Origin of the sequence: Dietzia sp. 2505 (assembly GCF_040546785.1) — a bacterium.
Lineage (GTDB): Bacteria > Actinomycetota > Actinomycetes > Mycobacteriales > Mycobacteriaceae > Dietzia.
On record NZ_JBEPON010000012.1, the window covers coordinates 1 to 22,879 of the forward strand.

The 22,879-nt window shown below is 72.0% G+C and carries 25 protein-coding genes; 17 read left to right on the forward strand and 8 right to left on the reverse strand.

Features of this window, described 5'->3' with window-relative positions:
* Positions 1-357, forward strand: a 357-nt coding sequence (locus ABIE38_RS17895; RefSeq protein WP_354058606.1) for an HNH endonuclease signature motif containing protein, incomplete at its 5' end; no start/stop codon positions are given.
* Positions 358-426: 69 nt separating this feature from the next.
* On the opposite strand, the gene ABIE38_RS17900 is transcribed toward ABIE38_RS17895, so the two are convergent.
* Both ABIE38_RS17900 and ABIE38_RS17905 read right to left on the reverse strand, forming a co-directional pair.
* Positions 427-975: an Rv0361 family membrane protein gene (locus ABIE38_RS17900; protein WP_502914803.1), complete on the reverse strand. Its 549-nt coding sequence runs from the start codon at positions 973-975 to the stop codon at positions 427-429.
* A gap of 155 nt (positions 976-1,130) precedes the next feature.
* Positions 1,131-2,810, reverse strand: coding sequence for an alkaline phosphatase D family protein (locus tag ABIE38_RS17905; protein ID WP_354058610.1), 1,680 nt, complete (start codon positions 2,808-2,810; stop codon positions 1,131-1,133).
* Between the two features lie 230 nt (positions 2,811-3,040).
* On the opposite strand from ABIE38_RS17905, the gene ABIE38_RS17910 reads away from it, so the two are divergent.
* Both ABIE38_RS17910 and ABIE38_RS17915 read left to right on the forward strand, forming a co-directional pair.
* Positions 3,041-3,457 (forward strand): DUF3151 domain-containing protein, encoded by a 417-nt coding sequence (locus ABIE38_RS17910; RefSeq protein WP_095717384.1) that lies wholly within the window; start codon positions 3,041-3,043, stop codon positions 3,455-3,457.
* Complete coding sequence (locus ABIE38_RS17915) at positions 3,414-4,703, forward strand: FUSC family protein (protein ID WP_354058612.1); 1,290 nt, start codon at positions 3,414-3,416, stop codon at positions 4,701-4,703. The genes ABIE38_RS17910 and ABIE38_RS17915 overlap by 44 nt, the downstream gene beginning before the upstream one ends.
* On the opposite strand, the gene ABIE38_RS17920 is transcribed toward ABIE38_RS17915, so the two are convergent.
* Entirely contained in the window at positions 4,648-5,304 is a 657-nt protein-coding gene (locus tag ABIE38_RS17920; RefSeq protein ID WP_259847993.1) for a hypothetical protein, read from the reverse strand. The genes ABIE38_RS17915 and ABIE38_RS17920 overlap by 56 nt on opposite strands.
* A gap of 58 nt (positions 5,305-5,362) precedes the next feature.
* Here ABIE38_RS17920 and ABIE38_RS17925 point away from each other — a divergent pair, with 58 nt between their 5' ends.
* The 5 genes from ABIE38_RS17925 (at position 5,363) to ABIE38_RS17945 (ending at position 10,238) form a co-directional block, all read left to right on the forward strand.
* Positions 5,363-6,220 (forward strand): LamB/YcsF family protein, encoded by an 858-nt coding sequence (locus tag ABIE38_RS17925; RefSeq protein ID WP_354058614.1) that lies wholly within the window; start codon positions 5,363-5,365, stop codon positions 6,218-6,220.
* 13 nt (positions 6,221-6,233) lie between these two features.
* Entirely contained in the window at positions 6,234-7,052 is an 819-nt protein-coding gene (locus tag ABIE38_RS17930; RefSeq protein ID WP_354058616.1) for a 5-oxoprolinase subunit B family protein, read from the forward strand.
* Entirely contained in the window at positions 7,049-8,014 is a 966-nt protein-coding gene (locus tag ABIE38_RS17935) for a 5-oxoprolinase subunit C family protein (protein WP_354058618.1), read from the forward strand. Before ABIE38_RS17930 ends, ABIE38_RS17935 begins: the two co-directional genes overlap by 4 nt.
* A gap of 123 nt (positions 8,015-8,137) precedes the next feature.
* A complete protein-coding gene (locus tag ABIE38_RS17940; protein ID WP_354058620.1) occupies positions 8,138-9,424 on the forward strand; it encodes an adenylosuccinate synthase in 1,287 nt (428 codons plus the stop codon).
* Positions 9,425-9,566: 142 nt separating this feature from the next.
* Entirely contained in the window at positions 9,567-10,238 is a 672-nt protein-coding gene (locus ABIE38_RS17945; protein WP_354058621.1) for a hypothetical protein, read from the forward strand.
* 50 nt (positions 10,239-10,288) lie between these two features.
* Here the strand turns inward: ABIE38_RS17945 and ABIE38_RS17950 are convergent, their stop codons facing one another.
* On the reverse strand, positions 10,289-10,573 hold the full coding sequence (locus ABIE38_RS17950) for a hypothetical protein (RefSeq protein ID WP_354058623.1): 285 nt from the start codon (positions 10,571-10,573) through the stop codon (positions 10,289-10,291).
* Between the two features lie 260 nt (positions 10,574-10,833).
* On the opposite strand from ABIE38_RS17950, the gene ABIE38_RS17955 reads away from it, so the two are divergent.
* Complete coding sequence (locus ABIE38_RS17955; protein ID WP_354058625.1) at positions 10,834-11,352, forward strand: hypothetical protein; 519 nt, start codon at positions 10,834-10,836, stop codon at positions 11,350-11,352.
* Between the two features lie 99 nt (positions 11,353-11,451).
* Here ABIE38_RS17955 and ABIE38_RS17960 read toward each other — a convergent pair whose 3' ends face one another.
* Both ABIE38_RS17960 and ABIE38_RS17965 read right to left on the reverse strand, forming a co-directional pair.
* Positions 11,452-11,811, reverse strand: a complete 360-nt coding sequence (locus ABIE38_RS17960) for a GntR family transcriptional regulator (protein WP_354058627.1) — start codon at positions 11,809-11,811, stop codon at positions 11,452-11,454.
* A 59-nt stretch (positions 11,812-11,870) separates the two neighbouring features.
* On the reverse strand, positions 11,871-12,968 hold the full coding sequence (locus ABIE38_RS17965) for a CaiB/BaiF CoA transferase family protein (protein WP_354058629.1): 1,098 nt from the start codon (positions 12,966-12,968) through the stop codon (positions 11,871-11,873).
* Between the two features lie 109 nt (positions 12,969-13,077).
* On the opposite strand from ABIE38_RS17965, the gene purT reads away from it, so the two are divergent.
* The 5 genes from purT (at position 13,078) to ABIE38_RS17990 (ending at position 17,556) form a co-directional block, all read left to right on the forward strand.
* Positions 13,078-14,352, forward strand: coding sequence for a formate-dependent phosphoribosylglycinamide formyltransferase (gene purT, locus ABIE38_RS17970; RefSeq protein WP_354058630.1), 1,275 nt, complete (start codon positions 13,078-13,080; stop codon positions 14,350-14,352).
* Between the two features lie 60 nt (positions 14,353-14,412).
* On the forward strand, positions 14,413-14,979 hold the full coding sequence (locus ABIE38_RS17975; RefSeq protein ID WP_354058632.1) for a DUF1648 domain-containing protein: 567 nt from the start codon (positions 14,413-14,415) through the stop codon (positions 14,977-14,979).
* A 75-nt stretch (positions 14,980-15,054) separates the two neighbouring features.
* On the forward strand, positions 15,055-15,663 hold the full coding sequence (locus tag ABIE38_RS17980; protein WP_354058633.1) for a hypothetical protein: 609 nt from the start codon (positions 15,055-15,057) through the stop codon (positions 15,661-15,663).
* A 122-nt stretch (positions 15,664-15,785) separates the two neighbouring features.
* On the forward strand, positions 15,786-16,160 hold the full coding sequence (locus ABIE38_RS17985) for a hypothetical protein (RefSeq protein WP_354058635.1): 375 nt from the start codon (positions 15,786-15,788) through the stop codon (positions 16,158-16,160).
* A complete protein-coding gene (locus ABIE38_RS17990) occupies positions 16,138-17,556 on the forward strand; it encodes an alpha/beta hydrolase (protein WP_354058637.1) in 1,419 nt (472 codons plus the stop codon). Before ABIE38_RS17985 ends, ABIE38_RS17990 begins: the two co-directional genes overlap by 23 nt.
* A 31-nt stretch (positions 17,557-17,587) precedes the next feature.
* Here the strand turns inward: ABIE38_RS17990 and ABIE38_RS17995 are convergent, their stop codons facing one another.
* Positions 17,588-19,048 (reverse strand): FAD-dependent oxidoreductase, encoded by a 1,461-nt coding sequence (locus ABIE38_RS17995; RefSeq protein ID WP_354058639.1) that lies wholly within the window; start codon positions 19,046-19,048, stop codon positions 17,588-17,590.
* Between the two features lie 79 nt (positions 19,049-19,127).
* Here ABIE38_RS17995 and ABIE38_RS18000 point away from each other — a divergent pair, with 79 nt between their 5' ends.
* The 3 genes from ABIE38_RS18000 to ABIE38_RS18010 are packed head-to-tail and all read left to right on the forward strand — an operon-like array spanning position 19,128 to position 21,941.
* Complete coding sequence (locus ABIE38_RS18000; protein WP_354058640.1) at positions 19,128-19,544, forward strand: rhodanese-like domain-containing protein; 417 nt, start codon at positions 19,128-19,130, stop codon at positions 19,542-19,544.
* 49 nt (positions 19,545-19,593) lie between these two features.
* Positions 19,594-20,802 (forward strand): O-succinylhomoserine sulfhydrylase, encoded by a 1,209-nt coding sequence (locus ABIE38_RS18005; RefSeq protein ID WP_354058642.1) that lies wholly within the window; start codon positions 19,594-19,596, stop codon positions 20,800-20,802.
* Between the two features lie 5 nt (positions 20,803-20,807).
* Positions 20,808-21,941: a glycosyltransferase family protein gene (locus ABIE38_RS18010; protein WP_354058644.1), complete on the forward strand. Its 1,134-nt coding sequence runs from the start codon at positions 20,808-20,810 to the stop codon at positions 21,939-21,941.
* A gap of 37 nt (positions 21,942-21,978) precedes the next feature.
* On the opposite strand, the gene ABIE38_RS18015 is transcribed toward ABIE38_RS18010, so the two are convergent.
* Positions 21,979-22,608 (reverse strand): hypothetical protein, encoded by a 630-nt coding sequence (locus ABIE38_RS18015; RefSeq protein ID WP_354058645.1) that lies wholly within the window; start codon positions 22,606-22,608, stop codon positions 21,979-21,981.
* Between the last annotated feature and the right edge of the window lie 271 nt (positions 22,609-22,879).

Sequence of the window (22,879 nt, forward strand, 5' to 3'; positions counted from 1 at the left end):
CGGCATCCCGGATGCACCGTCGACGCCCACGACTGCGAGATCGACCACGCCATCGCCTTCGACCACCTACACCCCGAGATGGGCGGCCCCACCGCCGAGTGGAACCTGATCTGCCTGTGCCGCACACACCACCGCGAAAAGACCTTCGGGCACTGCGCCTACCGGCCCGGACCCCTCGGTGAACTGACCATCATCACCGAAACCGGACACGAACACCGCACCACCCCACACGGCCCCCTGGCCCACGCCCGCGACCAGATCCTCCACCACCGATGGCGAGAACACCTCGACCGCCTCATCACCCACGACGGCCACCTCACCAACCCCCCAGGCGCCCACCGCACCCACCCCGCCTGACCCCTGCATGGCCCGCGTGCGCGGCGCTAGCGTGCCCGCAGGTTGCAGAGCCGATCGAATGGCGGGGACTCAGCCGGGCTGATCCCCTTGTGGCACCGCACCCATTCCCACGCCGGGCTCGCACACCTTCCAGGCGCCGTCCTCGTTGAGCATCCGAACCTGCTCCGGCGCGGAATCGTCGGATTCCGACTCCACGGTGGCGGTGGCGACATCGCCCTCGATCTCGACCCCGGTGACCTCGAGATCCTGAGGGAACGAGCCCGCGATGGACTCCCGGAGCATCGCGTCGAGGTCGGTACCGGTCTGCTCGCCGGAGGCGGTGATGTTGTCGACAAGGTCCTGCGGGACCCGGTTCTCGGCGCAGAGATGGCTGTTGAACTCGGCGAACGAGTCCGAGGCGGTCATGTCGCGGAGAGTCTGCTCGACCGCGCGCTCCGCGCGATCCGAGGACGACATCGGCCCGGCCGCGAAGAACCACACGAGTGCGGCCACCACCACGGCAACGACAACGGCCGCCGCCACGAGCGTCACACGGAGTCCGCCTCGCCGGCCATCACTGGTAGCCGCCGTCCCGGGATGGGGTCCGTCTTCGGGTGGCTGCTGGCTCGTCGTCGTCATCCATCACTCCCCGTAACGCGTCGTGCCCCCGGACGGGGCGCATCGACACGCCACCGTAGTCCACGACGTTGTGAGTCGGGTGTGAGTGCCACCCCGCGGTGACACGTGCACGTGCGAGGCACCGGTCGGGCCAGCGCGGTTGCCGGCGAGCCTGATCAGGGCAGCAGGCCGGCCGGCTCCAACTGATCGGTGCCGTGCCGGACCCGCCAGCTGGCGATGGGGTAGGCGCCGCTGGCGGGGTCCTCGCGGGCGACCAGCGCCCAGTAGTCGGCGTGGGCGAAGTCGGTCGTGAACTCGACCACCGTGAAGCCGTGGCGGTCCAGGTCCACCCATCGCACGTGGCGGTTGACCTGCGTGAGGGCCCCCTGCGCGGTCTGGGACAACGGGTTGCCCTCGGGGAGGCCCACCATGTCGTCGATGTTGTTGCTGGTGATCGACGGGGTGACGAACTCGATCGCACCGACGCCCGCGCCCGGGTAGTTCGCCGGCTCGAACGGCACCTCGTTGGCCCACGAGGTGTGGATGTCGCCGGTGAGGAAGACGGTGTTGCGGGTTCCGGCCGCGCGGATCACCTCCATCAACCGGCGGCGCTCACCGGCGTAGCCGTCCCACTGGTCGGGGTTGTAGGTGATCCCCTCGCGCGGGACGCCCAGCAGCTCGGTGAGCGCGGCCGTGGTCTGTGGCTCGAGTGGGGGCAGGAGCACGGGCGTGATCATCACCGAGTTGCCGATGACGTTCCAGCGGGCGTTCGACGAACTCAGCCCGCGGGCGAGCCAGTCGAACTGCGCGGCGCCGGTCATGGTGCCCGTGACGTCGATCGCGTGACCGTCGAACCGGTCCGGTCCCTCAGTGCGGTACGAACGCAGGTCGAGCATGCTGATCTCGGCCAGTGAGCCCCACCGCAACCGCCGGTAGAGGTGCCCGCCGTCGCGGAGGGACTCCGGTCGCACGGGCATCCACTCGAAGTAGGCCTGCGAGCTGGCGGCCTTGCGATCGGAGAACGGCCCCTGGTGCGGATGGTGGTTCTCGGCGCCGTCGGACCAGTTGTCGTTCGCGAGCTCGTGGTCGTCCCACGTGACGATCCACGGCACGTGTGCGTGCAGGGACTGCAGATCCGGGTCGGTGCGGTACTGGGCCAGGCGGATCCGGTAGTCGGCCAGCGTCACGATGTCGTGCGGGGGATCGTGGGGCCGGACCGCTCCGAACTTGCCGGTGTACTCACCCCGCCCGTACTCGTAGATGTAGTCACCCAGCTCGACGATCGCATCGAGATCCCCGCGCGCCTCGAGGTGGCGGTAGCCGGAGAAATACCCCGCCTCCCAGTTGGAGCACGAGACCACCCCGATGCGCCAGCGGCCGGTGGCGGGGAGCGCGCCGTGGGCGGGCGCGGTACGGGTGCGCCCGGTGGGCGAGGTCTGGCCGAGCGCCCGGAAGCGGTAGTGGTACCAGCGGTCGGGGGCCAGGCCGGTGCAGTCGAACTTGACGGTGTGGTCGCGGCCGGCGTCGGTGACGACAGACCCGGATCGGACGACCTGGGAGAAGCCAGGGTCGTGCGAGATCTCCCAACTGACGGCCACCGGCGCACCGCGGCCGGACCCCGGGACCGCGTCCGGCGCGGCGGTGACGCGGGTCCACAGGATGACGCGATCGGGCATCGGGTCGCCGGACGCGACGCCGTGCCGGAAGACGCCCACGTCGGCAACCGCGACCGCGGACCGGCCCGCCAGGGCGGTGGTACCCGCCGCGGCTCCGGCCAGGGCACCCGCCTTGAGGACGGTCCGTCGGTCGAGGCCGGTGGGGGAGGTCGTGGCACCGGGATGGGCGGCAGAATCCATGCGTCCAGTTCACCCCACCCGCGGGCGCCTGCGTAAGAAAACCCACTGATTGGTCACGGAGAGTTCACCGGGGCGGGCGATCCGCGCAGGGAGCTGTCAGGTCCGGATGGCGCAGAGATCTCTTCGTGGACCGCTCGGGGTGGCCCGGGCGGCGCGTCGGGTGCCGCCCCGCGGACGGCGGCGGGGGTCGGACCCCGGTCGGTTGTCGTAGGTTCGTGGACAATGGGGGCATGACCCAGTTCGGAGATCTCCTCGGCCCCCCGCCCACCCGTCTCACCGGCGACCCGGAGGCGGAGGACGCCATCGCCGCCGGCGAGGATCCCCGCTCGGTGGCGGCCTCACACCCCACCGCCTCGATCGCGTGGGCGGAGCTCGCCGAGCGCGCCCTCGACGGCGGTGACGTGATCAGCGCCTACGCCTTCGCCCGCACCGGATACCACCGGGGCCTGGACCAGCTGCGTCGTCACGGTTGGAAGGGCTTCGGCCCGGTGCCGTTCGACCACGAGCCCAACCGCGGCTTCCTGCGGTGCGTGGCCGCCCTGGCCCGCGCCGCGCAGTCGATCGGCGAGGAGGAGGAGTACATCCGTTGTCTGGACCTGGTCAATGAGTCGGACCCGCACGCCGCCGCGCCTCTCGGCCTGGCGTGACCGTCTGGACGCCCGCACGCAGGGCGTCTACGGCGCGCTCCCGGTTCCGCTGAGGACGCGGACCCGACGGCTGGCGTACGCCTTCCTCCCGATCCTGCAGTGCGGCCTCGCCGCGGGGATCGCCTGGTTCCTCGCGCACGACATACTCGGCCATCCCGCGCCGTTCTTCGCGCCCATCGCCGCCGCGCTGGCACTGGGCACGGGCATGGGGCGACGGATCCGCCGTGGCATCGAGCTGGTGATCGGCGTCGTCGTTGGCGTGGGTCTGGGAGACCTGCTGATCGCACAGATCGGCTCCGGCCCGTGGCAGATCGCCGCGGTGGTGGTACTGGCGATGTCCGCCGCGGTCTTCCTCGACCGCGGGGCGCTCGTGGGGACGCAGGCCGCGTCGTCGGCGATCCTCGTGGCCACGCTCCTGCCCCCGGGCAGCGCGGGTGGCTACGAGCGGATGGTCGACGCGGCAGTCGGCGGGGTGGTGGCACTGGTGGCCATGGCGCTGATGCCGGTACATCCGCTGCGCCGCGCGCGCCGCGAGGCGGCCTCGCTGTTGGGCGTGGCCTCGTCGGTGCTGGCGGAGGTCGCCGAGGGGCTGGAACACAGGGACTCGGACCTCATCCGCTCCGCTCTGCAGGAGGCCCGCGACACCCAGCCGGCGGTCGACGAGATCGCCGAGCAGCTCGCGGGTGCCCGTGAGCTGGTCCGGATCTCGCCGTTCTACCGTCGGCGCCGTCCGGAGGAGATCGTGCTGACGAGCGTGCTCAACCCGCTGGACAACGGCATCCGCAACATCCGCGTCCTGGCCCGGCGAGCGATCGTGGCGGTCGACGACCAGGTGGACGTCCCGCCGGCCCTGAGCTCGCTGATCGCGGGGCTGGGCGAGGCGCTGGAACTGCTCACCCGACGCGTCGCGGCGGATCCCGACGCGCCCACCGACGCCGAGGTCCACCGGACTCTCCGCGGGGTGGCGGCACGGGCCAAGCGTGAGCTGGTTCCGGGCTCCGGCCTGACGGAGACCGTGATGCTGGCCCAGATCCGCTCGATCCTCGTGGACATGATGCAGGTGGCGGGGCTGAGCAAGATCTCGGCGCTGGCCACGCTGCCACCCACGGTGCGCACGCCCGCCGTGGAGCCGGAGCTGCTGGAGGAGTGGCCCGAGTCCCCGGACCGGCCGGCTAACGTCGTGCCGCCGCTCAGGGCGACACGAGCCTCCATGGCTCGGTATGGCGATAGAAAGAGGTCCTCTTGACCGCCCGCCGGCCGGTCACCCCGTCACGGGTGATCACCCCCGCCTCCGTCCCCAGTTGAACGGCGCGGGCCGGCAGCCACGAGCGTCTCAGCACCCTGCGGGGCCGCGCCGCGGTGGCGCGGACACCGGGAAGCTGCGGGGTCGGGCGGACCGTGAGGGTGTCGATCTCCCCGGAGAAGATCCGCTCGTCGTCGGCGTACGCCTCGCCCACCAGGTGGGCGCCGTCCGGTCCGGTGACGGTGGCCTCGCCCACCAGGACGGTTCCGGTCTCGTCCCGGATCAGCGGTACCTCCCTGGCCTCGCCCCGTACCCCGAGCTTGGCGGCGGCCGAACCGGTGGGCAGGTCGTAGGCGCGAGTGGCCGGGGTGGGGTCCTCGGCGACGTACGCGACCTCCATGTCCAGGTTCTCCGTCCGCAGCAGTCGCGTGAGCAGCGCGGCCAGGCCGGCGTCGGTGCCGCACACCACCACCCGGCGTCGATGTCCGATCTCGTAGAGCGCGCGGTTCACATCGTCTTTGGTGGGCACCTCGCTGCACTCCACGCGCGGGTGCTCGCCCAGGACGGTCGGTACCGGCGCCGAACCGCAACGGATGACGATCATGCATCCATCATGGACTCACCGGCGCGCGGGGTCGAACCCGGGCCACGATGACGGCAGGATGGACAGAGTGCACCGCATCGACCTCAACTGCGACCTCGGGGAGGCCCGCCGGGGCACGCCGCGGTGGTCTCGGTCGCTGGCCCCGCGATCCGGGCCGGACCCCGGTGACGCGGCGCTGCTGGACGTGGTGAGCTCCGCCAACGTCGCGTGCGGTTTCCACGCGGGCAACCGCCCCACCATGTCCGCGACCGCCGCGGCCGCCGCCGAACGGGGAGTGGCGCTGGGTGCGCACCCCTCGTACCGTGACGCGGCGAACTTCGGGCGGACCGAGATGGCGCTCTCACGCGTCGAGGTGGCGGAGCACGTGCACTTCCAGCTGGTCGAGATGGACATGGCAGCGCGTCGCCGCGGGACGCGGGTGCGGTACGTCAAGCCCCACGGCGCCCTCTACAACCGTATCGTCCACGATTCCGAGCAGGCGGCCGGTGTGGTGGACGCCGTCCTGCGCTACGCCGAGCTCGCCGGCGAGGAACCGCTGCCCATCCTGGGGTTGCCGGGGTCGGTGGTGCTCTCGCACGCCGGGTCGGTCGGGATCACCGCCGTGACCGAGGCCTTCGCAGACCGCGGATACCGCGCCGACGGGACGCTGGTGCCGCGCGGACGGCCCGGCGCGGTGCTCACCGACCCGGACGAGGTCGCCGCCCGCGTGGTGGCCATGGCGAGTGGCCGTGAGATCAGCGCCGACGACGGGACTCAGGTCGTGGTGACCGCGCAGTCGATCTGTGTGCACGGGGACACCCCCGGTGCGCTCGGCTTGGCGCGCCGCGTCCGCCACGCGCTCGAGGTGGCCGGGGTGGAGGTTGCACCGTTCGCGCAGCCGGTCGGCCAGCCGGTTCCCGGGCGACCGGGCCGGTAGGGGAAGGCCCCGGATGACGACGACGAGGATCCGCCGCTGCGGAGAGGCCGCGCTGTTACTGGACTGTGCTGATCTGGCAGAGGCCGTGGAACTGGCCGGGCTGGTGGGGCGGCTGCACCCTGAGGCCGTGGACGTGGTGGCCGGGGCCCGCACGGTGCTGGTGACCGCCCGGGACGCCTCCTCGCTGCCGGCGCTGCGCCGCGGACTCGAGCAGCTGCTCGCCCGGGATCCGCTACCCTCCCGCGCGATCAGCTACCCCGATTCGGGCAGCGGATGCGGCGGGGGAGTAGCCGATTCGGGGGACGCAGCGGGGGATGCGGCGGAGCCAGTGGGGCAGGAAGCGGCGGGGGACGCGGCGCAGGCAGTGGCGCGGGCGGCGGTCCGGGAGGTGGTTCTCGATGTCCGCTACGACGGCCCCGACCTGGCCGACGTCGCGGATCTCGTCGGGGCCTCGACCGAGGCCTTCGTTCGTCAGCACACCTCGATCACCTGGCGGGCCGCCTTCGGGGGGTTCGCGCCCGGCTTCTTCTATCTCGTCGACGAGCGGGAATTGATCGGCGGCGCTCCCGAGCCCCATGACAACGGCGGCGTAGCCGAACCACTGCCGTCCGTGCCGAGGCTCGGGTCCCCGCGTCCGCGGGTCCCGGCGGGATCGGTGGGTCTGGCCGACCGCTTCTGCGCCGTCTACCCGGGGGCATCACCCGGCGGCTGGCGACTCATCGGGTCCACCGACGCGCTGCTCTGGGATTCCGACCGACCGGACCCGGCACTACTGGCCCCCGGTGACCGCGTCCGGTTCAGGGCCGCGGGCCCGCGGGACGTCCCGCGATGAGCCTCATGATCCTCCGCGCCGGCCCGGCGGCCCTGGTGCAGGACCTGGGCAGGCCGGGGCACGCCGCGCTGGGGGTCACCGCTTCGGGCGCCGCTGATCGCGCCGCCGCCGCGCTCGCCCTGCGCTGCCTCGGGACGGACCCCGGGGCGGCGGTGCTCGAGGTGCTGCTGGGCGGGTTGGTGCTCATGACGGACTCCCCGGCCGTGATCGCGGTGACGGGGGCGCGGGGCCTCGTCGTCGTCACCACCTCCTCCGGGTCCCGACGCACCGCCGCCACGGGCGAGGTGTTGAGGCTGGACGCCGGCTCGACCCTCGAGATCGGCCGACCCGACGCCGGGGTCCGCACCTACCTGGGAGTGCGCGGCGGGATCGAGGTCCCGCCGGTGCTGGGCAGCCGCTCGCGGGACACACTCTCCGGGCTCGGGCCGCCGCCCCTCGTGGCCGGCGACGTGCTGGCGGTGGGCGACGCCGTGGTGGGCCCCTGGGCGGACCACTGGCACGCGGCGGGAGGAGATCCCCGCGGTGTCATGGGTCCGCACGGTGTCATAGGTCCGCCCGGGGGCATCGGTTCGCGGGTGGGCGCGGGACCGGGCGGCCGGGGAGGTGGGCCGGCTCCCGTCGTCCTCGACGTGATCCCCGGCCCGCGCGACGACCTGTTCCCGCCCGGGGCCTGGCGCGTCCTGGCGGAGACCGGGCACGTCAGTGGGCACGCGGACCGGGTGGGGGTGCGCATCGATCCGGGGCGGCCCGTGCCCCGGACGAGCACCCGCGAGATCCCCAGCGAGGGCATGGTGCGCGGCGCGGTGCAGGTCCCGGCCGACGGTTCACCGGTCGTGTTCGGGCCGGACCACCCCGTCACGGGCGGCTATCCGGTGATCGGGGTGTTGACCTCGCGGTCGTCGGACGCACTGTCCCAACTCCTGCCGGGAGCGCCGGTGAGCTTCCGGAGGGTGTCCGAGTGACCGACTAGGGTGTGCGAGGCGGAACCAAGTACCCTGGACCGTTGGTGTGCGCGGAAATGACTGCCTGCGGGCGGGTTTTCGTCCCTCACCGAAAGACGACTCTCTTCGAGGTGAAAGCAAACCATGCCAGCGATCGTCCTGATCGGCGCCCAGTGGGGCGACGAGGGCAAGGGGAAGGCCACCGACATCCTGGGTGGCCGCGTCGAGTACGTGGTCAAGCCCAACGGCGGGAACAACGCCGGACACACCGTGGTGGTGGGCGGAGAGAAGTACGAGCTCAAGCTCCTCCCCGCCGGCATCCTCTCGCCCACGGCCGTGCCCGTGATCGGCAACGGCGTGGTGGTCAACCTTGAAGCGCTGTTCGAGGAGATCGACGGCCTCGAGGCCCGCGGCGCCGACACCTCCCGGCTGCGCATCTCCGCCGACGCCCACCTGGTGGCCCCGTACCACCAGGCGCTGGACAAGGTGACCGAGCGGTTCCTGGGCAAGAAGGCCATCGGTACCACCGGCCGCGGCATCGGGCCCACGTACGCCGACAAGGTCTCGCGGGTGGGGATCCGCGTGCAGGACGTCTTCGACGAGTCGATCCTGCGACAGAAGATCGAGGGCGCGCTGCACCTCAAGAACCAGATCTTCGTCAAGATCTACAACCGCCGTGCGGTCGAGGTCGACGAGATGGTGGAGTACTTCCTCTCCTACGCCGACCGGCTCCGGCCCATGGTCAGCGACACCACCCTCATGCTCAACCAGGCCCTGGAGCGCGGCGAGTCCGTGCTGATGGAGGGCGGCCAGGCCACCATGCTCGACGTCGACCACGGCACCTACCCGTTCGTCACCTCGTCCAACCCCACCGCCGGCGGAGCGTGCGTGGGGTCGGGCGTCGGGCCCACCAAGATCACCCACTCGCTGGGCATCGTCAAGGCGTACACCACGCGGGTGGGCGCCGGGCCGTTCCCCACCGAGCTCTTTGACAGGTGGGGCGAATACCTGCAGGTCACCGGCGGCGAGGTGGGCGTCAACACCGGCCGAACCCGGCGCTGCGGTTGGTATGACGCCGTGATCGCCCGCTACGCCGCCCGGGTCAACGGCTTCACCGACTACTTCCTCACCAAGCTCGACGTGCTCACCGGCATCGGCGAGATCCCCATCTGCGTGGCCTACGACGTCGACGGCGTCCGGCACGACGAGATGCCCATGTCGCAGACCGACTTCCACCACGCCACGCCGATCTACGAGACCATGCCAGGCTGGGAAGAGGACATCACCGGGGCGCGCGAGTTCAGCGACCTGCCGCCGGAGGCCCGCGACTACGTGCTGCGGCTCGAGGAACTGGCCGGATGCCACATGTCGTACATCGGCGTGGGCCCGGGCCGCGACCAGAACGTGGTGCGGCGCGACATCCTGGGCTAGGTCGATCGGCAGGGCCGGCCCACGGGCGGGGCGTCGACTCGCGTGATCGGGTGTCGGTGGAGGTGGCCGGGGATATAGTCCCCTCTGCGGCGGTGTCGTGCACCGGCAGCCGGCCGCGTCCCCTCGACGATCGGATGACGCCATGCGTTCCCCCACCCGTCTCGGCGTCGCCGCCGCGGCCACCGTCCTCACCTCGGCCACTCTGTGCACAGGGGTGGGGGTGGCCGCCGCGCAGGAGCCGCTGACGTCCGTGGAGATGGCCACGGAGGCGCCCCGTCCCACGTACACCAGCAACAGCACTCTCTCCGTCACCCGCTCGGACGGTGAGCCCGTCGTCTCCTACGCCAACCGGTCCGGACGCGACCTCTTCTGCCTGACGATCCTGAGCACCGCCGACATCGTCGACGCCTACTACCACTTCCTCCGCACCGTCCCACCGAACCCGGAGGAGATCGAACTCCCCGGCGAGCTCGAGGAGGCGGTCGAGGCCGCGGTGGAGGCCGGTCGATTCGGGTACGTCTCCTTCGAGTCGGCGCCGGGATCGCGTGGCCCCGTCGACCCGGTGTTCGCAGTGCTCCCGGAGGACGCGTCCTTCGCGCTCGAGGCCGTGTCGAGCTGCACCGGGGACGGCTACGTCGAGATCGAGAAGACGACCTCGGGCGGGTACCTCGGGTCACTGGCGCCGGGGTCGTCGGACCTCGCCTCCAGCAGCGGGGAGGCCACGGGATCCCTCACGCTGGGCGCGATCGCCTCGGCCGGCGTCGGTGTCGGGGTCGGCGTGGCCACCGGGGTGATCCCGCTACCCACGTTCTGATAGCTCGGCAGTGCCGGGGTCGCCAGTCAGTGCCGGGGTCTACCGTCGGGTCAGCTCGGCAGGCCCGGGAACGGTGGGAGCTCGAAGGCGCCACCGGCCACTCCCGCGCCGATGGCGAGAGCCGCCGAGACCCCGAGCCCGGCAATGATGAGCAGCCCGGCCCCGATGATCGGGTTGTCCAGCGAACCGCCGTCTGCGGAGCCCGACGCCTGCGCGATGTAGGCGACATGTCCGTCCGACGCGGGTCCGGCGTGGGCGTGAGCAGGGGCGACGGCGACGGTGGTGGCGGCGGCCAGGGCGAGAGCGGTGGCAGCAGTGGCGGTTCGCGTGATCATGTCCCCATTATCGCGCCAGGGTGGTCCGGCATTACCTGTGGTCCTACCGGTGGGGCCCGGTCACGAGTTCCTCGACCCCCGGACCGAGAACGCAGCGCGACGGGTGTGCACCGACCCCGGAGGTACTCGTCAACATCCTGAGAATTGGTGAAGGGTTACAGGAGTTTGCTCCATTAGTGATCCATATCACTCGCATTATCGGGTGAGCGTTTCTCAATGTGGCCGAGATGCGGCCGCAGTTGCACACGAGGAGACCCACCATGCGTCTGTCCCGCAAGCTCGGTGCGTCGATGGCCACCACGGCCCTCGGCGCCGCCGCCGTCCTCGGCGCCTCCGGCGTCGCACAAGCCCAGTCCTCCCTCGGGCCGTCGGCCCCCGGCCCGATCGCCGTCACGGTCTCCGGCTCCGCCAGTGTTGTCAGCGGAACCGTCACCAACGACACTTCCTCTGTCACCACCTGCACCGTGCACGTCTCGGACGCATCCGTGGTGGCGGGGATCGAGGCCTTCCTCACGGCGGACGCAGCGCGCAACTGGGCGGATGTCACGGGTGACCCCGTGTTGGATGCCAGGCTCACGCTTGCCGGTGCGTTGGGCCAGAACACGAGCACCAGTGTGACGGTTCTCGCCGGCGAGACCAGGGCGTGGAGCCGGCCCCTCTCCGCCACGTCGGACTTCCGCGCGGGTGCGGTCGCGGACTGTGGCGGTGCCGGTTTCGGCTTCGGGTACGAGTCCGGCGGTCTGTTCGGTTCGCTGGACATGGGTTCACTCGGTAGCTGAGCCCCGGTCCCCCGCGCGGCGCCGGTACGCGCGGCGCCGGTACGCGCGGGGGAGGGAGCCCGGATGCCGTGGCCGGGGAGCCGGGGCCTGCCGAGGCGGTCAGCGCAAATGGCCGAACGCGTTGCGGACAGCCGTCACGGCCTCCTCGACGTCGAATCCCGAGCCCGCTGCGCGTTCGGCGAACTCCTCCGCGGCCCGGGCCAACACCGCGCCGGGCAGATCGGCCGCCGAGACGAACGTCCCCGAGCGGCCGCGACCCTCCAGTACCCCCGACTCCTCGAGTTCGCGGTAGACCTTGGCGGCGGTGGCGCTGGAGACGCCGACCTCCTCCGCGAGCGTGCGCACGGCAGGCAGTCGCGTGCCGGCCGTGAGCACCCCACGCCGGACGCCCTCGACGATCTGACCCTTGAGCTGGCGGAACGGCGGCTCGGCCGAGGCCGGGTCGATGGCCAGGGTCATCCCGGCCACCCGGGAGCCACCGCCCGGCGGGTGAGAAGTGGCTCCCGGCCCGCTCATGGTCAGGCCCAGACCTGCTCGACCGGGGTCACCTCATGCGGGGGCGCGGCCGGGACGGCGGGCGCCGGAGTGCGCGAGAACCGCGGCGCGGGCGCCGGCCCCATGTCCCCGCCGACCTCGACGAAGGTCTCCCTCGCTGTCATGTGGGGATGGGACAGCGCCTCGGTGTAGGAAAGCACCGGGGTGGTGCAGGCGTCGGTGCCGTAGAAGAGCTCGGCCCACTCGTCGCGGGGCTTCTCGGCGAACTTCCCGGCGATGATCTCGCGCAGCTCGTCCCAGCGGTCCATGTCGAACTGTCCGGGCATGTCCTCGCCGTCGATGCCCATCAGTCGCGCGAACTCCGCGTAGAACTGCGGCTCGAGGCAGCCGACGGCCATGAACCTGCCGTCCGAGCAGGTGTAGACGTCGTAGAACGGGAACCCGGTGTCGAGCATGTTGGTCCCGGCGACGTCCGACCACTGGTCGCGGGCGCGCATCGCCCACTGGAACTGGCCCAGCACCGAGGCGCCGTCGGTCATGGCGGCATCGATGACCTGGCCCTTGCCCGAGGTGGAGCGCTCGATGATCGCGGCGAGGATGCCCTGGATGAGGAACATCGACCCGCCGCCGAAGTCGCCGACAAGGTTGAGCGGCGGCACGGGACGCTCGCCCTTGCGGGCGGTGGCGTTGAGATGACCGGTCAGCGAGATGTAGTTGAGGTCGTGGCCGGCGGTGTGCGCGAGCGGGCCGTGCTGGCCCCAGCCGGTCATGCGTGCGTACACGAGCCGCGGGTTGGACTCGAGGCACTCGTCGGGTCCGAGGCCCATGCGCTCGGTGACCCCGGGACGGAAGCCCTCGACCAGCACGTCGGCCTTGGCGATCAGACCCCGCACCTGCGCCAGGCCCTCGTCACTCTTGAGGTTGGCCTCCACCACGGTCCGGCCGCGACGGGTGATGTGCGCCCAGCCGCCGACCTGGGTGGCGAGCTCCCCGGGGCGCATGACGGTCACGACGTCGGCGCCCAGGTCGGCGAGCATCATGCACGCGTGGGGGCCGGGGCCGATGCCGTTGAGTTCGACGACGCGGATGCCGGCCAGGGGGCCGGGGGAGGCAGTGGTCACAGGTGTGCCCTTTCGTGTGGCGTTGCACACACGTTATCGCCTGCCGGTCCGCGGGAGCGGGGGAGCACGCGATAGGGGCCGGCGACGGAGGTCTACTAGCGTGGGCGCCATGACCGCAGCGCACGATCCCCTCGCCCCGCCAGTCGTCGACCGCTTCGGAACGCCGGGCACCCCGGACGCGACCCGCGTGATGCTGCTGGGCTCCGGCGAGCTGGGCAAGGAGGTCACGATCGCGCTGCAACGCCTGGGGGTCGAGGTGATCGCCGTGGACCGTTACGACGGCGCGCCCGCCCACCAGGTCGCCCACCGCGGTCACACGATCGACATGACCGACGCCGACGAGGTGCGCCGGGTGGTGGAACTCGAGAAGCCGCAGGTGATCCTGCCGGAGATCGAGGCCATCGCCACGGCAGCGCTGGCGGAGATCGAGCAGGACGGCCTGGCCCGGGTCGTGCCCACCGCCCGCGCCGTGCAGCTGACCATGGACCGTGAGGGCATCCGGCGGCTGGCGGCCGAGGAGCTGGGTCTGCCCACGAGCCGCTACGCGTTCGCCTCGTCGCTCGAGGAGCTGCAGGAGGCGTGCGCGCAGATCGGGTTCCCGTGCCTGGTCAAGCCCACGATGTCGTCGTCGGGAAAGGGACAGTCCTCCCTCCACGGCCCCGAGGGCGTGGAGAAGGCGTGGACCTACGCCCAGTCCGGTGCGCGCGTGGCGGGGGCGCGGGTGATCGTGGAGTCGTTCGTGGACTTCGAATACGAGATCACCCTGCTCACCGTCCGCAGCGTGGACCCGCAGACGGGGGAGATCCGGACCGACTTCTGCGAGCCGATCGGCCACCGCCAGGAGCGCGGCGACTACGTCGAATCGTGGCAGCCGCAGGCCATGACGCAGGACGCCTACGACTCGGCGCGCTCGGTCGCGGCGCGCGTGACCGGTGCGCTCGGCGGGGTCGGGGTGTTCGGGGTGGAGTTGTTCGTGCAGGGCGTCGACGTCTACTTCTCCGAGGTCAGCCCGCGGCCGCACGACACCGGTCTGGTGACGCTGCGCAGCCAGGTGCTCAGTGAGTTCGACATGCACGCGCGGGCCGTCCTGGGCCTGCCGGTCGTCACCACCATGTCCAGCCCGGGGGCGTCGGCGGTCATCTACGGCGGGTCCGGTATCGGCGGCGTCGGCGAGGACGGCTCCGCGCGCGGGACGACCGAGGGCGTCGGGTTCGAGGGTGTGGCCCGCGCGCTCGCGGTGCCGGAGTCGGATCTGCGACTGTTCGGCAAGCCCTCGGCCAGCGAGTTCCGCCGTATGGGCGTGGCCGTGGCCACCGCCGAGGACGTGGAGACCGCGCGGGGGCGGGCCCGCGAGGCCGCCTCGCGTGTGACGGTGGTGGGGTAGCCGTGTGCCGCACCGCCATCGGGTCCGGAATCTTCGCTATATGACGACGACGAGAGCCGTATGACGACGACGAATTCGGTCGCCGGCGAGGCCCGCGGCCTCCCGAAGGAACCGACCAGCCCCTGGATCCTGATCCTGGTCGTGGCCACCGTTGTGGTCTGGCTGGCGGTGCTGGTCTGGCAGGTGATGGTCCTGCCGGAGCGGGTGCCCACGCACTTCGGCGCGGGAGGCGAACCGGACGGGTGGTCCAGCAAGGGTGGCGCTCTGGCGTTCTCGTCGCTGCTGCCGCTCACGGTGTTCGCGTTGATCCCGCTCACGTCCCAGCTCGTTCTCCGGGCGCCTGAGTTCATCAACGGACCCAACAAGGAGTGGTGGACGGCGACCGCGCCGAGGCTGCGCAGGTTCGAGCGACTGGTGCGTGAGGATCTGTGGCTGATCGTCGTGGTCACCCTGGCCCTGCTGGTCGCGATGCAGGTGGGGATCGTGATCGCCGCCGAAGCGCCGGGACAGCGGTTGCCGGATGGGCTGTTGTTCGGCGGGATGGCGCTCTTCGGGGTGGGACTCGTCGCGGTGCTGCTCCGGATGTATGTGGGGGGCCGGTACGCCGAGCAGCCCGACCTGCTCTGAGCACCGATCTGCACTGAGCTACGACCTGCTCCGGGCTCGGACCTGCTCCGGGTTCGGAGAGAAAGGGAACCTGTCGTGACGTCCGCGACCGTTGAACCCGCTCCCGTGCGGCACCTCGGCCCGTTGGCCTGGCTCGTGGCCAGGGCCTACACCCGTAGTCGTCCCGCGGCGGCACTCGCCTGGGCCGCGGCGCTGGCGACCATCGCGCCGTACGTGCTGCGCCGGGCCGTCTACGAGTCCGCAGACCGGGACGGGATGGTGATCTTCTGCCGGTACCGGCCGGTCGTGGACGTGGTGGTGGCGACGGCGCTCGGGCTGGCGTTCTTCGGTCTCGGGTTCGGGGCATTCGTGGCGGAGGTCGAGCACCGTGTGCTGGTGGTAGCGGTGCTCGGCGCGGTCCTCGGACTGATCGGGATCGGGGCGCTCCTGATGTCCGGCGGGGTGGCCCCGGCGGATGCGGTGGGACCCGACACCCCGGAGGGTCGCCGGTGGGCGATCATGGCCTTGGCGCAGCGCCCCGGGACGCGGTACTCGGCACTGCTCCTGACCCGCCGGCTGATCGCGTCACTGCCCGCCGGGGACGTGGTGGTGGCGGTAGCGGCCGACGAGTCCCTGGCCGGGGCCTATGCCAGGTTCGGCTTCACGCGCACGGCCGGCAGACGGGTCCACCGCGTCCTGGACTGAGCCTGTGGATGGTCGTCCGAACCATCCACCGACCCCTCTCGCGGGCCCGATCCGGCCCGGTGGCAGGCCTAGCGTGGATTCCCGAGCGGTCCGGACTCGCGGGCCAGGAGGGGGCGGGGCTGATGGCGGGATCGGAACCGGGGCGGATCCCGGGAGCGGGGCCTGTCGCCGCGGCGCTGGTGGCGTTCGAGCGGGTCGCGGTGGTGGCCGAGGCGACCCGGGTCCGTGAGGCCGGGATCCGCGCGGCCGAACAGGCGGGCACTCTGGCCGCGGTGCTCGAGCAGGCGGTTGCCGCGGCGGGCGGGACAGGGGCCGGGCCACCCGGTGGGGTGCTCAGCGGGGCGGCCCTGGCGGAGTGCGCGGCGTTGCTGGCGCGCAGGGCGCGCGACGGGGTCGAGGAGACAGAGCAGATCGCCGGGTGCATGGAGAGCGCGGCCGAGCTGCTGGTCGGGGTCGACGAGGAGGTGGCCCGGGGTGTCGCCGGCGCAGGGGGCTGAGGCGCTGGTCGTGGCCCTCGACCACGCCGAGGCCCGGGCCGCGGCGGTGGGGCGGGGGATCGCGGACACGGCAGCGGACCTGGACTCGGTGGGCCGCAGGCTCGGAGGGGGCGCGGGTTCCCCACGGGACGCGCATGAGGGGGCCGGCGGCTGGTCCGGCCACGCGGGGGCGCGGGCCCGCGGACGCGTGGGGGACGCCGCCGCCGAGGCCAGGATGGTCTCCGGCGCCTGCCTCTACCTGGCGGACGTCCTGCGCGTGGAGGGCTCGAGGCTTTCGAGGGCCCTGATCAGCTGGGCGGACGACGAGCGGGTGCGCGCTGGCGGGGGCGACGTCACGGAGGTCCACGATGCCGATCTGGCCCTGGCCGCCCGACTGCGCGAAGCGGCCGACGCCCTCGCCGGCTACTCGGACGCCGCGACCGTGACCTGCCTCGACCTGTCCGGGACCACCGGCGACGACCCCCGCGCCGTGGCCGGGCTGTGGCACTCGCTCGGTCCGGCGGAGAGGGAACGACTCGCCCGCGACCACCCGGAGCTGGGCTCGGTGGCCGGGTTGTCCTCCGCCACGCGGGACGCGATCAACCGGACGCGACTGCGCAGGCTCATGGAGTCGGGGACGACCCCCGGGCTCGTCGCACTGGGCGATCACCTCGCCGAGGACCCCGATCGGCACCTGCTGGCACTGCACCCGGACGGTCGCGCCGTGGTGGCGAGCGGGGATCCCGACGGCGCTGACGGCGTGGTCACGCTGATCCCCGGCACGGGCTCGTCGGTCGAGTCGATCGATCGCACCGCCGAGCGTGCGCGGGCGGTGTGCGACGCGGGTGCGGACCCGGCCACCGGGTCGTGCGTCTCCGTGTCGTGGCAGGGCTACGACGCCCCGGACGACGTCACCGCGGCCGGGTTCTCGGCGGAGCCCGCGCGTGCGCACGCCCGGGACCTGCGGACCTTCGCGGCGGGCCTGGACGCCGTCGAGAGCATGGACGGCGTGGACTCCCCGCACACCGCGGTGGGCTACAGCTACGGCTCGGCGGTCCTGGGCGCGGCGGCGGCGGACCCGCGCGGACTGGCCGCGGACCGGATGATCCACGTGGGCAGTCCCGGCGCGACCGTCGACTCGGTGGCGGACCAGTGGGTCGACGAGGGCGGGACCGCACGACCGGCCGGGGAGCAGGAAATCGTGGGCGTGGCCTCGCGGTGGGATCCGGTGCCGTGGTGGTCGTCCACCGGGGTGCTGGGTGCGCGGCCGGGGACGGAGGAGTTCGGGGGGCTCAGGGTGGACGTGACCGAGCCGGGATCCGGACCCGCGTCGACCCGGGGCGCGCACTCGGCCTACTTCGACCGCGGGACCGTGTCGCTGGCGGAGATCGGCAGGCTCGTGGCGGGCCGCGACTAGCGCCCGACTCCTCCGACACGCAGAGTCATGCCTATGGGGTGTCGGGAGAGTCCCGCTGGCCGAGCTGGGACTCCAGGGCCGCAGCGAGCATCTCCTCCCGCCCTCCGAGCTTGGTGCGCTCGCGGCCCGCCTCCTGCCCCAGGGCGCGCTCGCGGGAGTCGATCGCCGCCCACCCGCCGCCGTCGATCACGGACACTCCGCGCTCGGCGAGCAGGTCGCGGACGGCCTGCGGGTCGGTGTCGGTGGGGTCGACGAGGGTGCCGGCCTCGATGTCGTCGGTGAGGGCGTGCACCGTGTCCACCGCGCAGTGTCGGTTGGTGCCGATCACGCCGGTGGGCCCGCGCTTGACCCACCCGGCGACGAACAGCCCCTGCACGGGCTCCCCACCGGGTTCGGTGAGCACCCGGCCGCCGTCGTTGGGGATGGTGGCGGTCCGGTCGTCGAAGGGCACACCCTCCAGGGCGTCGGAGCGGTAGCCGACAGCGCGGTAGACGGCGTCGACGGCGAGCTCCTCGAACTCGCCGGTGGCTCGCACCCGAGTCCCTTCCGGCTCGGTGCGCTCCAGCCGGAGGCCGGTCACGGACCCGTCGGGGCCCAGGATCTCCACGGGACTGCGGTGGAAGCGGAAACGCACCACCCGCCCGCCGGCGGCGATCGCGGCCGCCTCGGCCGCGTCGGCGGACTCGTGACCCGCCTCCGCCTGCGCGGACGCCCACTTGGCCAGCTGATCGCAGACCTGCCCGGCCCGGCGATCGTGTTCCAGGTGGTCGCGCGCCTCGTCGTCGTACTCCAGGTCGGCCGGATCCACCACGATGGTGACACCCTCCACCTTGTCCATCTCCCGCAGCTCTAGAGGGGTGAACTTGGCGTAGGCCGGGCCGCGGCGGCCGGTTACGGTGACGACGCGGGTGGCGCTGGTGCCGAAGCCCTCGCGGACGTGCTCGGGGATGTCGGTGGCCTCGAGCTGCTCGGACGTGCGCACCAGCATCCGCGCGATGTCGAGCGCGACGTTGCCCACGCCCACCACGGCGGCGCGCTCGGCGGTCAGGGCCCAGGTGCGGTCGGCGTCCGGGTGGCCGTCGTACCAGGTGACGAACTGCGTGGCCCCGTAGGAGCCCTCGAGGTGTTCGCCGGGGATGCCCAGTTCGCGGTCGGCGAGGGCGCCGGTGGCCAGGATGACGGCGTGGTAGAGCCGGGGGACGTCGTCCAGGGTGAGGTCACGGCCGAACTCGACGTTGCCGAGGAAGCGGATCCGCGGGTCGGTGACGATCGACTCCAGCGTGCGGGCGATGCCCTTGATGCGAGGGTGGTCCGGGGCGACTCCGTGGCGCAGGAGGCCGTAGGGCACGGGCAGCTTGTCGATGCAGTCCACAACTAGGTCTCTGCCGTGCTGGTCAGCCCACGCCAGGAGGGCCTCGCAGGCGTAGACCCCCGCCGGCCCGGAACCGACGACGGCCACTCGGACGGGGGCGGCGGAGGGGGTGGGGGACATGGCCCGATCATGGCACGGGGGCGCGCCCGGCGGACCTCGACCGGGCGGACTGGTGGACGGGGGAGCATAATCAGGGCCCATGAGCGATTACGCCGGGGACCTCGCGCCGCGACAGGCGTGGGATCTGCTCGCCTCCGACCCCTCCGCCGTCCTGGTGGACGTGCGCACGAGCGCCGAGTGGCAGTGGGTCGGCGGCGCCGACCTGTCGGAGCTGGGCAGGCGTGCGGTGGGAATCGAGTGGATGACCTCGGCGGGCGAGCCCAACCACCGCTTCCTGGAGCAGCTCCGCCAGGCGGGCGTGGACGCCGACACACCGGTGCTGTTCCTGTGCCGCAGCGGGCACCGGTCGGCCGCCGCCGCGAGCGCTGCCACCGCCGCCGGCCTGGGCCCCGCCTACAACGTGGCCGAGGGGTTCGAGGGAGACCCGGACGCGGCGGGCCACCGCGGTTCGGTCAACGGGTGGAAGATCGCCGGTCTGCCCTGGCGACAGTCCTGATCCGGCCCGGCCCGCCACCGCACCACCGACGACACCCAGAAAGCAGCGGATGAGAAACAACGAGCTCCCCGACGGACTCCACCCCGACACCGTGGGGGTACGGGCCGGGCAGATGCGCACCGGTTTCGAGGAGACCGCCGAGCCGATGTTCCTCAACTCCGGCTACGTCTACGAGTCCGCGGAGGCGGCCGAGGCATCGTTCAACGGGGACCTCCAGCGGTTCGTGTACTCCCGATACGGGAACCCGACCGTGGCGATGTTCCAGGAGCGGCTGCGGCAGATCGAGGGCGCCGAGGCGTGCTTCGCCACCAGCTCCGGCATGTCGGCGGTCTTCGTCTCGCTGGCCGCGCTGCTGGGCAACGGCTCCCGGCTGGTGGCCTCCCGCGCGCTGTTCGGCTCGTGTTTCGTGATCTGCAACGAGATCCTTCCGCGCTGGGGCGTGGAGACGGTGTTCGTGGACGGCTCCGACCTGGACCAGTGGCGAGAGGCGCTCAGCGAGCCGACCGACGCGGTGTTCTTCGAGACCCCCTCCAACCCCATGCAGGAGCTGGTGGACGTGCGCGCGGTCTGCGAGCTGGCGCACGCGGCCGGCGCGCAGGTGGTGGTGGACAACGTCTTCGCCACCGTCCTGCACCAGAAGCCGCTCGAGCTGGGCGCGGACATCGTGGTCTACTCCACCACCAAGCACATCGACGGCCAGGGCCGCGTCCTGGGCGGGGCCGTGCTGGGGCCGGAGGAGTACATCTCCGGACCCGTGCAGAACCTGATGCGTCATGCGGGGTTCGGTATGAGCGCCTTCAATGCCTGGGTGTTGCTCAAGGGCCTGGAGACCATGAGCCTGCGTGTCGAGCGGATGTCCGCCAACGCGCTCGAGGTGGCTCAGTTCCTCGAGTCGCACGACGCGGTGGACTGGGTGCGGTACTCGATGCTGCCCTCGCACCCGCAGTACGACCTGGCCACCGAGCAGATGTCGGGCGGCGGGTCGGTCGTGACGTTCGGTCTGAAGTTCGACGACGACGAGGTGGACCGCGGCAAGCAGCGTTGCTTCTCACTCCTCAACGCGCTGAGGGTCATCGACATCTCCAACAATCTCGGTGACGCCAAGTCCCTGGTGACCCATCCGGCCACCACCACGCATGCGTCCATGGAGCCGGAGGCGCGGGCCGCGGTGGGCATCACCGACAACGTGGTCCGCCTCTCGGTGGGGCTGGAATTCGCCGGAGACCTCATCGAGGACTTGCGTAGGGGTCTAAACTAAGTTTTATGCGGTCACATGGCGGCGCGTCCCGGACGAGGGTGGCGGTGCTGCCCGCCGCGCACCCGGCCGTCCGCCGGATCACGGGGCTGGCGTCGTCGGGCCACCTGGAGATGGTCCCGATGCGACCGGGCGTGGTCAACGGAGAATCCCACCCGGGCACCTACGTGAAGGATGACGGCCCGGCCCCCGACCGCGACCTCGATCACGTGGACGTGGCGCACGTGCACTTCGGGTACGACTACCTGGATCCGGAGAGTGCCCGGGACGTCATCGAGCACCTGTCCCATGCCGGGGTGCCGATGGTGCTGACCGTGCACGACATCGTCTACCCCTCCCACGAGGACTCGGAACCGCACCGGGGGTACACCGGGACTCTGGTCGGCGCGGCGGCACAGGTGCTCACGCTCACCGAGGTCGCGGCGCGGGAACTGTGGGTGAGGTGGGGCGTGGAGGCGATGGTGGTGCCGCATCCCCGGTTGCTCGACGAGGCCGAGATCTCCTCGGCCATCCGCGCGTCCAAGCACCTCCGGGCGCCAGGGGACACCGTCGTGGGTGTGCTGTTGGAACGGATGGGTGAGAACATCGAGGGGCCCGAGCTCCTGGACCTGTTGGCGCCCGTGGCGACCGGCCGCCGGAACGCGCATCTGCGGATCGTGGTGGAAGCGCAGGCGTGGCGTGACGCGTGCGGTGAGGACCGGGAGAGCGGCGGGCACCACCTGGTGGCCGAGCTCGCGGCGGAGGGCGGGTGGGCGTCGGTGCGGTTGATCCGCTACGAGGCCCGCGACCTGGGGCCCGTGCTCGCCGAGTTCGCCGCCCTGGACGTGTGTGTGCTGCCGTATCGTTTCGCCACGCATTCCACCTGGCTGGAGCTGTGCCGGGACCTCGGGGTGACGCCCGTGCTGCCGGCCGTGGGCTTCCTCCGCGAGCAGTGGTTCGACCGCTGTGACCCGGACGAGCACTCGGGCGAGGTGTACGACCCCCGCGACCCCGGCACGTTGACCTGGGCGGTGCGCACGGCCATCGACGAACCCAGGTCGCCGCCGCCGCGCGTCGAGGGCGCGGATCCGGGGAAGGTCATGGCCGCGCACGAGCAGGCGTACCGGATGGCCGCGCGTCGGCGAGAGGCCCGGTCAGGTTAGGGCGGTCAGGATGGGGCCCTGTCAGGTCAGGGCCCCGTCAGGTTCCGGCGTCCGCGCGGGTGATCTCGATGGGCCAGGCGAGCATCAGCACCGAGTCGGGCGCAGGGGACGCCGAGTCCATGCTCAGCTCCAGGCACACGGTGACGGGTGCTCCCGGCGTGGTGCGGGTCGCGGCCGGCAACACCAGGGGCTCGTCGACGGTGACGGCGTCCACCGGCTCCGGAAGTGTCGCGTCACCGGCCAGGACGCTGGGCGTGCCGCTGCTGAACGTGGGCGCGGCGCAGGCGCCACCGCTGGTGGTGACGGCCCGGATCCGGACGTCGGCGGCGGTCGTGGGGTCACCCTCCACCAGCGCGCCCCTGCCGATCGACACGTGGGCCTCCGAGCGGGAGTCGACGCTCGTCCGCAGGGTCAGGGGCTGGTACGCGGAACGGTTGCGGAGCGCGGCGGTGTCCACGCGGACGGGGAAGTGCCCGCCGTAGGTGGAGATGGGTGCGGTCCAGGTGGTGCCGAAGTCGGTGGAGGCCTGCACTGACCAGGAGGAGCTGCGTAGCGCCGACTCGCGGGCATCGTCCCCTCGGTCCTGCAGGATCACCGTGGCGCCGAGCGCACAGGCGGAAGCGGAACCGAGGGCGACCAGCGCGGTGGCCGCGTGTCGAATCCGCATAGCTCCTCCGAAAGCCACTACTCGGCGATCGGTCCGGAGGAGGGGGCTCCGGCACGGGCTGGCCCGCCATGATCGCCGCTTCATCCAGAGTATGGTCGCCGGTGGCCGAATCGTTACATTCCTTGCGGCGAGTGGCGGATCTCACGTTTCGTTTCGGCGTGTCGGATCGGGTGTCAACGGATGTAGACGATCGTCCCGGTCTCCCGGTTGACGGCGGCCCAGCGCCACCGCTTCGCTTGCCGTCCGTGGCGGAGTCGTCGCCACAAACACT

Excerpts from the sequence above, each read along its gene's own strand:
- ABIE38_RS17920 (WP_259847993.1), bottom strand. The coding sequence starts at position 5,304 with ATGATCGTCATCCGTTGCGGTTCGGCGCCGGTACCGACCGTCCTGGGC.
- ABIE38_RS18015 (WP_354058645.1), bottom strand. The coding sequence starts at position 22,608 with ATGCGGATTCGACACGCGGCCACCGCGCTGGTCGCCCTCGGTTCCGCT.
- ABIE38_RS17945 (WP_354058621.1), top strand. The coding sequence starts at position 9,567 with ATGCGTTCCCCCACCCGTCTCGGCGTCGCCGCCGCGGCCACCGTCCTC.
- ABIE38_RS17995 (WP_354058639.1), bottom strand. The coding sequence starts at position 19,048 with ATGTCCCCCACCCCCTCCGCCGCCCCCGTCCGAGTGGCCGTCGTCGGT.
- ABIE38_RS18005 (WP_354058642.1), top strand. The coding sequence starts at position 19,594 with ATGAGAAACAACGAGCTCCCCGACGGACTCCACCCCGACACCGTGGGG.
- ABIE38_RS17950 (WP_354058623.1), bottom strand. The coding sequence starts at position 10,573 with ATGATCACGCGAACCGCCACTGCTGCCACCGCTCTCGCCCTGGCCGCC.
- ABIE38_RS17930 (WP_354058616.1), top strand. The coding sequence starts at position 6,234 with ATGACGACGACGAGGATCCGCCGCTGCGGAGAGGCCGCGCTGTTACTG.
- ABIE38_RS17915 (WP_354058612.1), top strand. The coding sequence starts at position 3,414 with ATGAGTCGGACCCGCACGCCGCCGCGCCTCTCGGCCTGGCGTGACCGT.
- ABIE38_RS17925 (WP_354058614.1), top strand. The coding sequence starts at position 5,363 with ATGGACAGAGTGCACCGCATCGACCTCAACTGCGACCTCGGGGAGGCC.
- purT (WP_354058630.1), top strand. The coding sequence starts at position 13,078 with ATGACCGCAGCGCACGATCCCCTCGCCCCGCCAGTCGTCGACCGCTTC.
- ABIE38_RS17935 (WP_354058618.1), top strand. The coding sequence starts at position 7,049 with ATGAGCCTCATGATCCTCCGCGCCGGCCCGGCGGCCCTGGTGCAGGAC.
- ABIE38_RS17955 (WP_354058625.1), top strand. The coding sequence starts at position 10,834 with ATGCGTCTGTCCCGCAAGCTCGGTGCGTCGATGGCCACCACGGCCCTC.
- ABIE38_RS17900 (WP_502914803.1), bottom strand. The coding sequence starts at position 975 with ATGACGACGACGAGCCAGCAGCCACCCGAAGACGGACCCCATCCCGGG.
- ABIE38_RS17960 (WP_354058627.1), bottom strand. The coding sequence starts at position 11,811 with ATGACCCTGGCCATCGACCCGGCCTCGGCCGAGCCGCCGTTCCGCCAG.
- ABIE38_RS17940 (WP_354058620.1), top strand. The coding sequence starts at position 8,138 with ATGCCAGCGATCGTCCTGATCGGCGCCCAGTGGGGCGACGAGGGCAAG.
- ABIE38_RS17975 (WP_354058632.1), top strand. The coding sequence starts at position 14,413 with ATGACGACGACGAATTCGGTCGCCGGCGAGGCCCGCGGCCTCCCGAAG.
- ABIE38_RS17910 (WP_095717384.1), top strand. The coding sequence starts at position 3,041 with ATGACCCAGTTCGGAGATCTCCTCGGCCCCCCGCCCACCCGTCTCACC.
- ABIE38_RS18010 (WP_354058644.1), top strand. The coding sequence starts at position 20,808 with ATGCGGTCACATGGCGGCGCGTCCCGGACGAGGGTGGCGGTGCTGCCC.
- ABIE38_RS18000 (WP_354058640.1), top strand. The coding sequence starts at position 19,128 with ATGAGCGATTACGCCGGGGACCTCGCGCCGCGACAGGCGTGGGATCTG.
- ABIE38_RS17985 (WP_354058635.1), top strand. The coding sequence starts at position 15,786 with ATGGCGGGATCGGAACCGGGGCGGATCCCGGGAGCGGGGCCTGTCGCC.
- ABIE38_RS17905 (WP_354058610.1), bottom strand. The coding sequence starts at position 2,810 with ATGGATTCTGCCGCCCATCCCGGTGCCACGACCTCCCCCACCGGCCTC.